Origin of the sequence: Bacillus sp. G402, from assembly GCF_051172515.1 — a bacterium.
Lineage (GTDB): Bacteria > Bacillota > Bacilli > Bacillales > Bacillaceae > Bacillus > Bacillus altitudinis.
In genome coordinates, this window is record NZ_JBPIZC010000005.1 from 182,291 (window position 1) to 197,133 (window position 14,843).

The window sequence follows — 14,843 nt, forward strand, 5'->3', positions numbered from 1 at the left end:
AGTCTTTCATATGAACGATTTACAAAGTACAAAAACATTAAACAACGGCGTCCGCATGCCAGGATTTGGTCTTGGGGTCTTTCAGGTTGAAGAAGGAACGGAATTAATTGAAGCTGTTAAAACAGCCATTCAATTAGGATATCGCAGTATTGATACAGCTTCTATTTACGGCAATGAAGAAGGTGTTGGACGAGGCATACAACTTGGTCTAGCAGAAACAGGCCTTCGCCGCGAAGACATCTTTGTGACATCCAAAGTGTGGAATGCCGATTTAGGATATGAAGCGACACTAAAAGCATACGAAGACAGCCTGAAAAAACTTCAGCTTGATTATCTTGATCTGTATTTAATTCACTGGCCAGTTGAAGGGAAATACAAAGAAGCATGGCGCGCGCTTGAAACGCTATACCGTGAAGGAAAAGTCAGAGCCATCGGTGTGAGTAACTTTCAGCCGCATCATCTAGACGAATTATTGAAAGATGCGGACATCATTCCAGCAATTAATCAAGTCGAGTTTCATCCAAAACTCACGCAGGAAACGCTGTTTACGTATTTGAAAACACATGGCATCCAAATGGAAGCCTGGTCACCACTTATGCAGGGAGAGCTGCTGCACCACCCGCTGATCATGGAGCTTGCAGGCACATACAGCAAAACACCTGCTCAAATTATTTTGCGCTGGGATGTGCAAAAAGGCGTCATTACGATTCCTAAATCAACGAAAGCCCATCGTTTACAAGAAAATGCCGATATTTTTGATTTTGTCCTATCTGATGAGGATATGAAGCGCCTGTCTGACTTAAATGAAAATAAACGAATTGGTCCTGACCCAGACAACTTCGATTTTTAATGAAAACACCCCCGCTTTTTACTAAGCGGGGGTCTTCATGTTCATCATTTTGATTTTTTAAAGGAAGCTTCATATTCTTCTATGATTTTATTTCCACCATTTGATTTCCACTTCTCTACATCTTTCTTAAATTGTTCTTCGTTGATATCACCAAGAATGAACTTATAGGTCGCATCATCGATGATTTTCTTCAATTCATTTCCTCGCTCTGATGCTGTTTCTGAATACAGGCTTTCAGCAGGGTTAGCGACAATGATGTTTTTATTGTCTTCTTCCAGCTCTTCATATTTTGTACGAACTGCATCGCCTTTATTTTTCAAGTAACGTTTATCAATCCCTACGAGGCTGACAAGCGGCTGTACATCTGTCTGCCAGCTTTTCACTTGGCTTTCTTCCCTCACAAATGTATTTCCATCTTGTTTGTTATAATGCTTTCCATCAATCCCGTATGTCATGAGACCATACACGTCTTCTTCTGCAATGCGGTCAAAGAAAGCCAAAATTCTCTTTAACTCTGCTTCTGATTTGACGCTTGTTTTTGGGAAGGCGAAGATGCCATTATGGCCGCCTGATGCCCATACACGTTCTTTTCCATCTGGGCCTTTGATTCGGTTGATAATATCCACTTCCATGTTTTTATCTGTTGCATCATCTCTTAAGTTCACTGCATCTACCATATTTCCTACATAGATACCCGCTTTTCCTTGTGAGAACAATTCTTGCTGCTGCGTTTTGCTTGTGACTGGGAAGTCTTTGTTTATATAACCATTGTCACGCAGCTTTTTCATATATTTCATTGTATTCATATACTCATCTGTCATAAAGTCTGGCGTAAATTTGCCGTTTTCCTCTTTCCAATCTGTTGGCATTCCTTCATAAGAACCAAGCGTTTTAAATGCACCGTAAATCAAATCGTTACGGTCTGTAAAACCAATCGTATCGTCCTTGCCATTTTTGTTCGGATCTTTTTCAGTAAATGCCTTGGCTACTTCATAAAGGTCATCCAGCGTTTTTGGTGTATCCAAATTTAAATTTTCAAGCCAATCCTTTCGAATGACAATCCCTTGTCTTGAAAGTGGTCTCTCTCTATAAATGCCATAAAGCTTCCCATCGATTGAGGCATTTTTATTAATCAGTTCGTTCATCTTACTTAAATTTGGATAATCCTTTAAGTATGGACCGATTTCCCAGAACATGCCAGATCTGAACGCATTGATAGCAGATGAATTCTTAATGTCTTGAATCGTCACAATTTGCGGGAGGTTCCCTGCGGCAAGTGCTGAATTTAAACGGTCTTCTTTCACCGCATCAGGCACCCACGTAATATCAAGCTCTGTATTTGTGAGCTTCTCAATCTCTTCTAACACTGAATCTTTTGGCGGCTGCTGATGATACAAAATCGCCATCCATGTCAGTTTCACCTTTTTGTCTAAATCAACCTTTTCATCTGATGAGCTTGCTCCTTTACTTGAACAAGCTGACAGAATACCGCTTGCGGCAAATAACAAAACAAAGGCAATCAGCCATAATTTCTTTCTCCCCATAAGATCCCTCCGTTATTCCATCTTTTTAACCCTTTACAGAACCTAGTAATGCCCCTTTGTTGAAATGCTTTTGAATAAATGGATAGACAAGCAGAACGGGAATGGTCGCCACGACGATGACCGCCATTTTAATGGTTTGGTCTGGCGGCGGTGTTGATGAGCCCATATCTGACATATCTCCCTGCATACCGCTTGATACAATGACGATTTGTCTTAACAGGACCTGAATCGGCCATTTCACTGAATCGTTTAAATATAAAATGGCTGTCATGTACGTATTCCAATACGTCACGGCATAAAAAAGTGAAATCGTCGCAATAGCTGGCAAAGAAAGTGGCAGTACAATTTTAAAGAAGATCCCTAAGTCGTTACAGCCGTCCATCTTCGCTGATTCTTCAAGGCTTGCCGGAATGTTTTGAAAGAAGTTTTTCAAAATGATCAAATTGAATGCATTGATGGCCACTGGCAGAATGAGTGACCAGTAAGTATCAAGCAGCCCTAGTGTTTTCACGACAATAAACGTCGGAATCATCCCTCCGCTAAACAGCATCGTGAAGACAACGAGAAACATGAGGGTTCTTCGGCCCTTTAGCTCTTGACGAGACAGCCCATACGCCATGAGTGAGGATAAAAACATGCTGACCGCTGTTCCAACGAGTGTCACAAGAATGGATACAATCAGGCTGCGATACACAATATCTGTAGAAAAGATATAGCGATAGGCCTCTAGAGAAAACGTCGTTGGAAACAAAATAAACTTCTTTGAGATGACCTCTTCTACTGTCGCAAAAGAGGCGGCAATGACATGGATGAACGGGAGCACACATATTAATGCGAACATGAGTAGAAAAGAGTAATTAAATACATTGAACAATCGGCCTTTAATAGAACGATCTATGTTCATCACGCCCTTTCTTTGTAAGCGTTATCATTTCGTCTGAACATAAGCTGCAGCCTTTGACGATATCGTGATTAAAATGTAACAAACGGGGGAAGAAAGCGTCTATAATCATCATGACAGACCACAGAGATGATCATGCCATTCGTGCTTTTAGCCTCATCAATGAAAAGAAAAAGATCATGAGCTAATGTCATGATTATGCCCTATGCCTGATCGTTTTCTTTCAGAATTTCTGCCGTATTGACATCTGGCCTGTAGCCTAACTCCTGCTTCGTTTTCTCAGTAGACCAAGGTTTTCCTTCGTTTTCTGATACGGCATAATAAGTCCCGAATGGAACGTCCGTTTCGATGGCAGCCTTGATCATGCCGAAAAGGTCTTCATGTGAAAGAAGCGTTCGTTTCGTTCTTTTTTTGGTGTGCAATCCTTCCATCTCATCTGTCACGACGGTTCCAATTCTCAAATTGATGACAGACATACCTGTTTGATCGTGAAACAAACGCCCAAGCTGTTCGGAAGCAAATTTTAAAATGCCATACACATTTTTCGTTGCTGGTACATCATCAGTCGTAATTTCTCGCCCTAGTAAGGAGTGACCATCTTTTTCATATCGATCTGTCACATGATTACTGCTTGCAAAAATGACTTTTGGAATGCTTAACCGGGCCGCTGAACGAAACATATCATACGTGCTTTTCCAAAACACATCATTCATTTTTGCAAACTCCTTTTCATTCATCACATCATGCGTCATGTCTATGTTTAAAAGATGAATGATCACATCTGTATCTCTTGGAATGGCTTGAAACAACTCCTCTTCAATTGCCGCATTTGCCATGATGACTTCTTCTACACACCTTGTTTGATCAATGATGGTCAGGTCATACTCCAAAGAGAGCTCTTTAGTTAATAAACGTCCGATGACACCACATCCGCCAATCATGGTGATTTTTTTCATCTGTTTCCTCCTTCATCTTCTATCGGAGTAGTATGTCCATGCCGTCTATTGATTACAGCCACTTTTTCAAAAAACGTGTAGCCTCGTGGCGCATAGCAGCCGTTTCAAAATGACCTGCATGTAGACCTATAAGCTGATAACGTTCCTTTAAGGAAGCAGCTTGATAGGCTTGACTTAATGTCTGTTGAATTCGTCCAACACCTTCAGCAGGTGTAAGCTGATCATGCTTTCCAACTAAGCTTAAATGCGGTCTTGGGAAAATCATTTCTTGGATGTCAGCTGCTGTAAAGTGCTTAGCTAAGCTCGGTACATAATAGTAAAAACCGTGTCTATCTAAATGATTCTTTTCAATCAATGTGTGATGATCAACCTGTGCGCAAAGATCCACACACACACTGACCCTCTCATCAAGTGCTGCCGTCCACCATGAAAGAAGGCCGCCCATTGACATCCCAAAAACAGCTAAACGCTCTGGAAGCACATCAGAGCGGGACAGCAAATAATCAATTGCACACATGCTCTCATACAGCATCATGCCCCACATCACTTTTCCTGTTAACAGCATTTCTTTGAAAATTTCACTTTCTGTTCTCCCCCTTCTTTCACCAAATCCCGCATGATCAATCGCCAACACACTATAGCCTTTTGAAGTGAATTCTTTTGCGTATGAAGGCGCTTGCAAATAATGAGCCCCCTTCAATAACTCTTCTTTCCCATCCACATAATTCCCACCATGAGAATGCTGGAACAAGACAACAGGCCTTTTTTTCACTGTATCTTTCGGCTTCACAAAATAAGCCGGAACTTCCTCCACCCCATGAATAGAGAGAATGAGTGTTTCTACTAAGTACGATTCACGTTCCTCAATCTTTAACGTATACGCCTCTACACGATGGCGCTCCGGCATTTCCCCTAATAAACTGAGCAGTTGTTCACGTTTGCTTTCCTTTTCCATTGACGTCACTCCTCATTTTCTTGATCAACTTGTTAAATACGAGATTGATGGAGGAATCACCTTGTTTTCGACAAAATTATGTCCCGGGAAATAAACAACACCCATCGGCTGATACCGATGGGTGCGTTCATTAGTTTGCGACAATATTGACAAGTTTTCCAGGAACCGCAATCACTTTACGGATTGTTTTCCCTTCAAGCTGTTCTTTTATCCGTGCATCATTTTTCGCAAGCTCTTCTAGCTGCTCTTTTGTTGCATCAGCAGGAACCGTTAATTTTGCTTTCACTTTTCCATTTAGCTGTACGACAATTTCCACTTCATCATCGACAAGTTTTGACTCATCATATTGCGGCCATGCTTCATAAGAAATAGACCCTTCATGACCAAGTTTATTCCAAAGCTCTTCCGCTACATGCGGTGCAATCGGAGAAAGAAGTTTCACAAATCCTTCTGCATATTCTTTCGGCAGTGTGTCAGCCTTGTATGCATCGTTGATGAACACCATTAATTGTGAAATCCCAGTATTGAAACGTAAGCCTTCATAATGATCCGTTACCTTCATGACGGTTTCATGGTAGCTTCGCTCTAATGGCCCGCCAGATTGCTCTGTCACTTTATCACTGATGGAGCCATCTTCATTTGTAAACAGACGCCATACACGATCTAGGAAACGACGAGCACCATCAAGACCTGTTTCAGACCAAGCAATCGACGCATCTAAAGGTCCCATGAACATTTCGTACAGTCTTAATGTATCTGCACCATGAGATTCTACGATATCATCTGGGTTGACAACATTCCCTTTTGATTTACTCATTTTTTCATTATTTTCACCAAGAATCATTCCTTGGTTGAACAATTTCATGAACGGTTCTTTTGTTGGAACAACACCAATATCATACAAGAATTTATGCCAGAATCGTGCATATAGCAGATGAAGCACAGCATGTTCTGCTCCACCAATATACACATCAACAGGAAGCCATTTCTTCAGCTTTTCAGGCGATGCAAGTTCTTCTGTGTTATGTGGATCAATATAACGTAAGAAGTACCAGCAGCTACCTGCCCATTGTGGCATCGTATTCGTTTCACGGCGGCCTTTCTTACCTGTTACAGGATCTACAACCTCAACCCAGTCTTTAATATTGGCTAAAGGTGATTCACCTGTTCCGCTTGGCTTAATCTCAGTCGTCTTAGGCAAAATCAGTGGAAGCTCTTCCTCTGAAACAGCTGAAGATGTTCCGTCCTCCCAATGAATAATTGGAATTGGCTCTCCCCAGTAACGCTGACGGCTGAACAGCCAGTCTCTTAAACGATAAGTGACTTTCTTTTCACCTTTTTGATGTTCTTCCAGCCATGCAATCGCTTTTTCAATTGCTTCTTCTTTCCCTAAGCCGTTTAAGAAATCAGAGTTGATGTGCTTTCCATCACCTGTGTAGGCTTCTTTGTCAATGTCTCCACCTTCGACAACCTCTTTGATGGGAAGATCGAATGTTTTGGCGAATTCATAATCACGCTCATCATGAGCAGGAACTGCCATAATCGCTCCAGTGCCATATGTGGCTAACACATAATCTGCAATCCAGATCGGCATCTTTTCCCCATTCAATGGATTGATGGCATAAGCACCTGTGAAAATGCCCGTTTTCGTTTTAGCAAGATCTGTTCGCTCTAAGTCACTCTTAGATTGAATTTCTTTGATATATGCTTCAACTGCTTCTTTTTGAGCAGCTGTTGTAATTTTTTCAACTAGTGTATGCTCTGGTGCAAGAACGGCATATGTTGCACCAAATAGTGTATCAGGACGTGTTGTAAACACAGTAAACTGTTCGTCATGTCCTTCTACTTCGAAGTGAACATGTGCACCTTCAGAACGTCCAATCCAGTTGCGCTGCATGTCTTTGATGCTTTCAGGCCAATCAATGTCTTCTAAATCTTCTAATAGCCTGTCCGCATATGCTGTAATTTTTAGCATCCATTGCTTCATTGGACGTCTTTCAACAGGATGCCCTCCGCGCTCACTTTTCCCATCAATGACTTCTTCATTTGCAAGGACTGTACCAAGTGCTGGGCACCAGTTTACAGGTACTTCATCAATATACGCCAATCCTTTTTCGTACAATTTCAAGAAAATCCACTGCGTCCATTTATAATAATTCGGATCTGTCGTGTTAATTTCTCGATCCCAATCATACGAGAAGCCCAATGATTGAATTTGGCGGCGGAAATTATTAATGTTCTCTTCTGTAAATGCAGCTGGATCATTTCCTGTATCCAGCGCATATTGTTCCGCTGGAAGACCAAATGCGTCCCATCCCATTGGATGAAGAACATCGTATCCCTGCATACGTTTCATACGTGATAAAATATCCGTTGCTGTGTATCCTTCAGGATGCCCTACATGAAGCCCTGCTCCTGATGGATAAGGAAACATATCTAGCGCATAAAACTTTGGCTTATCTTCCGAGTCAGATGTGGCGAATGTTTTATGTGTCAGCCAATAATCCTGCCACTTCTTTTCAATTTCCCGATGCTGAAAACTCAATGTGAAAACCTCCTTTAATGTGTACGGCTTTATCTGCACAGATGACCACTGCAAGAATTCAGATTTTTCTAAAATCAACAAAAAACCCTCATCCCTAGAAAGGGACGAGAGATTTTTTGGTTCCCGCGGTACCACCCTTGTTAGCGTCATGAACTGTTCATACGCTCACTTAATATCTTTAACGCAGACATGCGACAGAAGCTTTAACGCAACTGCAACTCTGAGGCGAGTTCAGAAGCAGATTTGATTGACTTTCACCAGCCGTCAATTCTCTAAAGACAAATACTGCTTTCCTACTACTCCTCTTCACTGTTCTTATCGTAACCGTCATCTAAGTAGTATTTTATAGAATTATGATCATAAGTGCAAGCAGTTTTGTATACAATGGGAATGTACCCTAGACTAGGGTAAAGTGAGGATATTATTCGTGTGGAGATCGGTTATGACGGTTGGAGCCTGCATCCTGTGAACGTTCTTCTCTCACAAAATCGAAGCTTCGCAGAACTGCTTCTCCTCCGTAACCTGAAATAATGGATAAGATGATCAAGTGCAGACTAGATTCGGGATTTGAGGATAAGACAAGCAGTGTAGCAGCAATCATCCCAACGAGCCAATCTTCAATAAACCCTAGATAAATAAACTTCTTTGTCATTCTGGGCTTCTCTAGCCTGCCTTTTTTCTTTACGTGACCGAGAATGCCCATGACCCCTCCAATGGCGCAAGCAATAATGACTTGTTGCAGCATTTTCATCACCTTCCTAAAGCCCTTAGAATAGTAAAGCGACTTCAGGCTGTCCAGCCCCCTGTAATGCCATTCTGCTGTTCCGTCATAATCCATGTAAAAGGTCTATTCTCTCTAACGAAGAAAAAAAGCTTGTTTCTTCCATTATATGTGAATGACCCAAAAACAATCTTGATGCATTGGAATCATTTTTACCTAATCCATATTAACTATTTTTGTCATTTTATGAATTTTCCTCAAATGATCCCTTCTTTTTCTAATGAAAAGTCTCCTTACTTACTCTATTCTAATGGAGGACAAACTATGATGACAAATTTAACAAAACGATTGCAATCATTGAAACAGAACATATGTTATGTTACGTTTAAAAAGAATTCATTTGGTTTTAAAAAAACCATCTTAAATGTCTGATAGTAGCAGCAAAGGAGGGTAATATGGTCAGCTCGAACATCTTCGGCTTGCAAAAACAGCTTGAACTCATAAAAAAAGCGCTGGATCATGCGCGGATTGGTGTTGTCATTACAGACCCTTCTTTAGAGGATAACCCTATTGTTTATGTGAATCATGGCTTTACACAAATGACTGGATACAAACCAGATGAGATTCTTGGACGTAATTGTCGATTCCTCCAAGGAAAAGACACAAATCAAGAGCAACTTGACTTAATACGTCACGGAATTCAACACAAAACACCTATTACCACACAGCTCAAAAATTATAAAAAAGACGGTACTTTTTTTTGGAATGAACTCAATATAGATCCTCTATACATTGAACAAGATGACAAAACATTTTTTATTGGCTTTCAAAAGGACATTACAAAGCAGAAAGAATATGAACAACTCCTAGAAGATTCCTTACAGGAAGTCACCTCTCTGTCGACGCCAATTGTCCCAATCAAAAATGGTGTTTCCGCTCTTCCACTCATCGGAAAATTATCAGAAGAACGCTTTGATGCCATCGTCGCGAAGTTAACTTGTATATTAGAAGATTCAAAGGATGATTATTTAATTGTCGATCTTTCTGGTTTAATTGATGTCGATGATTCCGTTGCAGCGCGAATTTTCAAACTGCATCACCTGCTGAACTTAACTGGAACTGAACTCATCATCACTGGGATCAAACCACAGCTTGCGATGAAAATGAAAGACTTAGATACAGACTTCCAGAATACGATCACTTATTTAACAGTAAAAGAAGCAATCAAAGGATTGCCATTAGCTGAAAACCCTGTTTAAACAGGGTTTTTTTAATTGAACCGCTCCCCAAAATGGAAAAATGAGGTATGATAGGTATAAATAGCGATATAGGGGGGCTGCCAGATGATGATGTTACTCATCATAGGTCTTTTATGTATTTGTTTCGCCATAGGATATGCCGTCAATTTCTTATTACTTAAACACCAAAATCAACAAATCTTTTCAAAAAAACTCTTCTATCCTTTTTTGACCATTGGTCTTGTTTTTTCTATTATGTCATTACCGTTTGCCGGCACAGGTGCTCCGAAGGCACAAGCAGATCCATCTTCTGAACAGCTGCTGAAAGAGCAAAAACAATTAGCATCTGACATTTCTCGTCTAAAGGAAGACAAAGAAACGCTGACGGCCTCTTTAGAAGACGTGACCAAAGAAAAAGAAAAGCTATCCAAGAAATTAGAAAACATCACCTCCGAAAAGAAGACAGTCAAACAGCAAGAAAAAACCATCCATGAGCTTGAAGAGAAAATAGACAAGCTAACCTCTACAAACGAAACACTCAAAAAAGAACACCAGAAAGTAAACAAAGACACCACGTCATCGGCCCAGCGATCTGCTCCTAAAGATGATGGGTCGAATACTGGCGGTCATGAGTCACAAAAAGAAACAAAAAAAGAATCTGCCGCCTGTAATATTAAAGGAAGTGTCAACGGCATATATCACACACCAAGTAGCAGATACTACTCACGGACAAAAAACGTGACCAAAATGTTCTGCTCCGTAGAAGAAGCTGAGCGTGCAGGGTACCGGGCACCAAAGCAATAGACATCTTTTGACGATAAAAAACCTCCTGTCAGCCCAATATAGGTACAGGAGGTTCTTCTTTAAATTTCTCTTCTTAATGCTGTTAATACATTCGTTTTTGTCGCCTTACGTGCTGGATTGAGTCCAGAAATAATAGCGACTCCTGCACTAATCACTGTTGCTGTGACCACAAGGCTTAGCGGAATATAGGAGAAGGTGATCGAGAATTGATCACTGGATCCCCCTTCAGACATGGAAGACAAAATCGCTGGAATGATTAAATTCACTGCAAAACTAACGATGTACGAGATGATGATCCCGATGATCGATCCAATCACCCCAATATAAGCACTTTCCATGAGGAACATTCGCTTAATAATGGAAGGATTCGCACCGATGGCTTTCATGATCCCAATCTCTTGTGTCCGCTCTGTTACGGCCATTGTCATCGTATTGAAAATGCCGATCGCCGAAATAATCACCGCAATACATCCAACAAAGATGAGTCCAATTTTAAAGACTGTAAAGAACATATCCATTCCTTCAAGCTGATTCGTCACAGAGATGACTTGATAGCCGTCATCTGTCAGCTTATCTGTGAGCGCACCGACATTGTCGAACTTATCAGCATAGACAGACGTCATTTTTTCGACATTTCCTGCATCAGGAGACAGATCGAGCACTTGACTAAATTCTTTTTCATAAGCATTCGGAATAAGAATTTTATGATCCTGCTGCCACTCCAAATTCGGTTTCTTCAATACACCGACGACACGGAAATCGAACGTCTTTTCTTTCACCACTTCATTTTCTTCATTCAGTTTCGGCACCTTGATTTGAATGACTTTGTTTAAAATTTCCTTCGTATAGCCTTTTGGCTCTTCCGGTGTCTCTTCACCATTCGATGTCTGATTCATTTCTTTTTCATAGTCTTTTCGTTCTTTTTCCGTCCAAAGTTGTTCTGCCATTTGATACCCAACTACAATTTCATTCGCCGATGTTGGGACTTTTCCACGGTCTAGTTCAAGGCCTGCCTCTTTTTCTTCTTTCATATCTGTCAGTACAGCCTGCGTATCACTTGAGCGATTATCGAGCTCGACGTGAACCGATGGAATGATTGACGTTCTTGCAACGACAGATTTCGCATGATCATATTTCTTTAAATCGTCAACCTTGACGTCACCTTTTTCTTTGCCTAACACTTTAATTTCTGTGATAATTTGTTGTTTCATGATTTCATCTTGAGCCGATTTTTGCAGACCAAAACCAATTGACGCTAGAACGATTAAGAAAGAGCATGCCATTGTCGTTGCAAGTATGGTCATAAACACACGCAATCTATTTTTCTTCATATTTCTTCTGATGAATTTGACCTGATCTCTAAATTTCAATGGACTGATCCCCTTTCTTTAATACACCATCATGAAGCTGGAACGTTGTGTCTGCGATTGAAGCGACTTCATCGTCATGTGTAATGATGACAAATGTAATTCCTTTTTCACGATTAAGCTGCTGGATAAAGGCTAGAATTTCGCCTTCAGTTTCTGAATCCAGACTGCCTGTTGGCTCATCCGCTAAAATAATAGACGGATTAAGGATCAAGGCTCTTGCAATACTCACACGCTGCTGCTGTCCACCTGACAGTTCATTAGGATAATGTCCTGCGTGATGTTCAAGACCAACTCGTTTCAGCATTTCCTTTACTTTCACTTTTCGCTCAGACGGTTTCACACCTTTTAAAGTGAGCGGAAGTTCAACGTTCTCATATGTTGTTAAACTCCCGATCAATTGAAAGCTTTGAAAGATAAAGCCAAAATGATCTAACCGAAAGTCTGCCCATTCTTTCTCATTAAAGCCGGTCACATTGGTGCCATCAACCATAATTTGTCCGCTTGTTGGCGTAATATATCCCGATATTAAATTCAGTAAAGTTGATTTCCCCGAACCGCTTCGTCCGACGATACATGCAATTTCGCCTCTTTTAATAGACAAATCAATGTCTTTGAGCACAGGAATCTCGTTCTCCCTGCCCTTTTTCCCAATTTTAAACACATGATCTAACGATTGAATTTGAATCATCTCTACTCCCCTGCTCTCTGTTTATCTTTTTCGATAGATTAAGAAATAACTCGTCAGTGCGCCTACAGCTCCACCGATGCACATACCAACAAAATATCCAACTAATGAATCTGAGGAGAAACCAACCCAGCCAAACCCTAAGACGCCAAACACGATCACCATAATTTGAATTGGGCGATCCATTATTGAATAAAGGAAGAATCGGCCATTTCGTTCAATTGGATGTTTAATAAAGCTAAACAAGCCAATAAGGTAAAATAGCAACATCATGACAATTGGAACGATGTATTCTTCACCATTGAACCAAAGCGGATATTCCTGATAAAAACTGTTAGCTGTAATATAAGTAATGGGGGAAATGGGCGTGATCAAGAAATTAAAGATTTTATCCAGCCACATCCCGCTTGTTTTAAAGATAAAATCTAAATGAAGGATTGGTAAACCAATCACTAAGTAAGGTAAAATAGCTGTACTAAATCCAACGATTGCTTGAGAAATAGCACTCCCTGTTAAAGCACCTGCTGCAAAAAACAAACTATAGATCATCAAGGCTGACAACAGTGCAGAAACATAAAGACTGTTAAATCCAGGTGTCTCTATTGGCCCAAGACCTAATTTTAATAAATAAATGAGAAGGTATGAAACAGCATGAACACTTGCAATAATTCCAGCACCTAAGAAAAACTTTGTGTGAAAGATGGAACTTCTACTAAACGGCAAGGATACGGTAAAGTCCATCTGCCCTTTATTTCTTTCAAATCCTAGCTGAATCACAGCAAAAAATATGCCCATGACCCATGAAAGTGAGAGAAATGCGTCCGTCTTAAAAATATAAGTGAATGTTGTTGTATCCATTAGACAGTCTCGGTTATTCAAACAATCTTGAAAGGTTGAGTACTCCATTAAGAGGGATAATGGCGTCGCAAAGACCGCAACAAGCATCACTAAAATGAATGTCAGCTCAGACTGCTTCCATTCCTTATATAACAATTGCCGCTTTACCATCTGCGTTTCCCTCCAAACTTTGCAATGAATACTTCTTCTAAATTTACAGGCAGTTCATGCCAGACTTTTGGTTCAAGCGATTTCAAATACTCTTTTGCTTCTTCATCTGTTTTGAGTACAAGTGCTGTATAGAACACACCCGCTTGATCTAAAATGGCAACGCCTTTTTTTCTAATACTTAAGTTCATATCCTCTTCAAATGCCATCTGGATTTTGACGTAGTCATTCTTTAATTCATCTAAATCCATAACACTTGTGAGCTGATTTCCTTCCAAAAACCCGATTCGGTTACACATACGCTCAATATCCTCTAAACGGTGCGATGTAATTAAAATCGTTGTTTGTCGTTCTGCCACCTCGTCAATCATCAGCTGAAGAACGTCATTTCTTGTGACTGCATCAATCCCGTCTGTCGGCTCATCTAACAAAATGACTGCTGGTTTGATGGCAAAACTTAAAATGAGAGACAGCTGTTTCTTTAAACCTGTCGACAATTCACGGTATTTCACTTTTTCCGGAATCTCATACCGGTTCACAAGCTCATTGGCATATGTCACGTCAAACTTTGGATACAGTTGTTTTAACAGCTTCACAAGCTGTCCATAATTGTACCGGTCAAAGTAGGGATTTACGACTGGCATATACACAATATTTTGCTTCACTAACGGGTGGTCTTTTACGAGTACATCTTTAAAATAAATCTCTCCTTCATCTGGAAGAAGGATTTGCTGAATCAAGCGAAGAAGTGTTGTTTTACCAGAGCCATTCCGGCCAAGCAGACCAAAGATCTCTCCTTCGCCTATCTTGAAGGAAACGTTGCTGAGTACTTCACGTCCATTTAATTTCTTTGATACATTTCTGACCTCAATCAACTTGGTTTCCTCCTTTTAGACTTGAGCCGATCTCCTCCAACCACTCTTTGAGTTGATGAATATCAATACCGGCATAATGAGCTTCAATAATGAGTTGCCTTAATTGCTCCTTCATCTCTAACACCTTCCCTTCATTCAGCTTTAACTGTGCACCTTCTGTCACATACGTTCCACGGCCTCTTAATGTTTCAATAATTCCTTCCCGTTCAAGCTCTTTATACGCTTTGCTGACGGTGTTTGGATTCGCAATAATAATGGTGGCAAGCTCTCTCACAGAGGGCAGTTTGTCACCTGGTTTCATCACGCCTTTTAAGCACAAAATTTTTAACTGCTCAATGATTTGTTCATATATTGGTGCAGCTCTTCTTGGATCTATTTGAATCATGATGGCTCC

14 protein-coding genes and 1 other annotated feature are annotated in these 14,843 nt (G+C 40.6%); of the genes, 3 read left to right on the top strand and 11 right to left on the bottom strand.

From position 1 onward, the window contains the following. Positions 1-10: 10 nt before the first annotated feature. A complete protein-coding gene (locus ACSBQP_RS17985) occupies positions 11-850 on the top strand; it encodes an aldo/keto reductase (protein ID WP_048001441.1) in 840 nt (279 codons plus the stop codon). Between the two features lie 44 nt (positions 851-894). Here ACSBQP_RS17985 and ACSBQP_RS17990 read toward each other — a convergent pair whose 3' ends face one another. From ACSBQP_RS17990 to ACSBQP_RS18015, 6 genes are all read right to left on the bottom strand, one after another. Continuing rightward, the gene (locus ACSBQP_RS17990) at positions 895-2,394 is read right to left on the bottom strand and encodes an extracellular solute-binding protein (protein ID WP_008343015.1); all 1,500 of its coding nucleotides are present in this window, start codon (positions 2,392-2,394) and stop codon (positions 895-897) included. Positions 2,395-2,419: 25 nt separating this feature from the next. Further along, complete coding sequence (locus ACSBQP_RS17995; protein ID WP_098680761.1) at positions 2,420-3,280, bottom strand: carbohydrate ABC transporter permease; 861 nt, start codon at positions 3,278-3,280, stop codon at positions 2,420-2,422. Between the two features lie 218 nt (positions 3,281-3,498). After that, the gene (locus ACSBQP_RS18000; protein ID WP_435028687.1) at positions 3,499-4,251 is read right to left on the bottom strand and encodes an NAD-dependent epimerase/dehydratase family protein; all 753 of its coding nucleotides are present in this window, start codon (positions 4,249-4,251) and stop codon (positions 3,499-3,501) included. Between the two features lie 52 nt (positions 4,252-4,303). Continuing rightward, positions 4,304-5,206 (bottom strand): dienelactone hydrolase family protein, encoded by a 903-nt coding sequence (locus ACSBQP_RS18005; protein ID WP_007501875.1) that lies wholly within the window; start codon positions 5,204-5,206, stop codon positions 4,304-4,306. Between the two features lie 130 nt (positions 5,207-5,336). Further along, positions 5,337-7,751 (bottom strand): leucine--tRNA ligase, encoded by a 2,415-nt coding sequence (gene leuS, locus ACSBQP_RS18010; protein ID WP_048001444.1) that lies wholly within the window; start codon positions 7,749-7,751, stop codon positions 5,337-5,339. A 97-nt stretch (positions 7,752-7,848) separates the two neighbouring features. Further along, positions 7,849-8,070 (bottom strand) — a binding site (T-box leader). A 102-nt stretch (positions 8,071-8,172) separates the two neighbouring features. Next, positions 8,173-8,502, bottom strand: a complete 330-nt coding sequence (locus ACSBQP_RS18015) for a DUF4257 domain-containing protein (protein ID WP_008343006.1) — start codon at positions 8,500-8,502, stop codon at positions 8,173-8,175. Between the two features lie 425 nt (positions 8,503-8,927). On the opposite strand from ACSBQP_RS18015, the gene ACSBQP_RS18020 reads away from it, so the two are divergent. Continuing rightward, a complete protein-coding gene (locus ACSBQP_RS18020; protein WP_050827596.1) occupies positions 8,928-9,731 on the top strand; it encodes a PAS domain-containing protein in 804 nt (267 codons plus the stop codon). Between the two features lie 84 nt (positions 9,732-9,815). Then, the gene (locus ACSBQP_RS18025) at positions 9,816-10,514 is read left to right on the top strand and encodes a sunset domain-containing protein (RefSeq protein ID WP_045034181.1); all 699 of its coding nucleotides are present in this window, start codon (positions 9,816-9,818) and stop codon (positions 10,512-10,514) included. A gap of 59 nt (positions 10,515-10,573) precedes the next feature. Here ACSBQP_RS18025 and ACSBQP_RS18030 read toward each other — a convergent pair whose 3' ends face one another. The 5 genes from ACSBQP_RS18030 to ACSBQP_RS18050 are packed head-to-tail and all read right to left on the bottom strand — an operon-like array spanning position 10,574 to position 14,834. After that, positions 10,574-11,884 carry an ABC transporter permease gene (locus ACSBQP_RS18030; protein WP_058213935.1) on the bottom strand — a complete coding sequence of 437 codons (1,311 nt, stop codon included), beginning with the start codon at positions 11,882-11,884 and terminating at the stop codon, positions 10,574-10,576. After that, on the bottom strand, positions 11,874-12,572 hold the full coding sequence (locus tag ACSBQP_RS18035; protein WP_007501890.1) for an ABC transporter ATP-binding protein: 699 nt from the start codon (positions 12,570-12,572) through the stop codon (positions 11,874-11,876). Before ACSBQP_RS18035 ends, ACSBQP_RS18030 begins: the two co-directional genes overlap by 11 nt. A 21-nt stretch (positions 12,573-12,593) precedes the next feature. After that, on the bottom strand, positions 12,594-13,577 hold the full coding sequence (locus ACSBQP_RS18040; RefSeq protein ID WP_156060250.1) for an ABC transporter ATP-binding protein: 984 nt from the start codon (positions 13,575-13,577) through the stop codon (positions 12,594-12,596). Next, positions 13,571-14,449, bottom strand: a complete 879-nt coding sequence (locus ACSBQP_RS18045; protein ID WP_007501894.1) for an ATP-binding cassette domain-containing protein — start codon at positions 14,447-14,449, stop codon at positions 13,571-13,573. The genes ACSBQP_RS18040 and ACSBQP_RS18045 overlap by 7 nt, the downstream gene beginning before the upstream one ends. Beyond that, positions 14,442-14,834: a GntR family transcriptional regulator gene (locus tag ACSBQP_RS18050; protein ID WP_435028688.1), complete on the bottom strand. Its 393-nt coding sequence runs from the start codon at positions 14,832-14,834 to the stop codon at positions 14,442-14,444. The genes ACSBQP_RS18045 and ACSBQP_RS18050 overlap by 8 nt, the downstream gene beginning before the upstream one ends. Positions 14,835-14,843 lie beyond the last annotated feature (9 nt).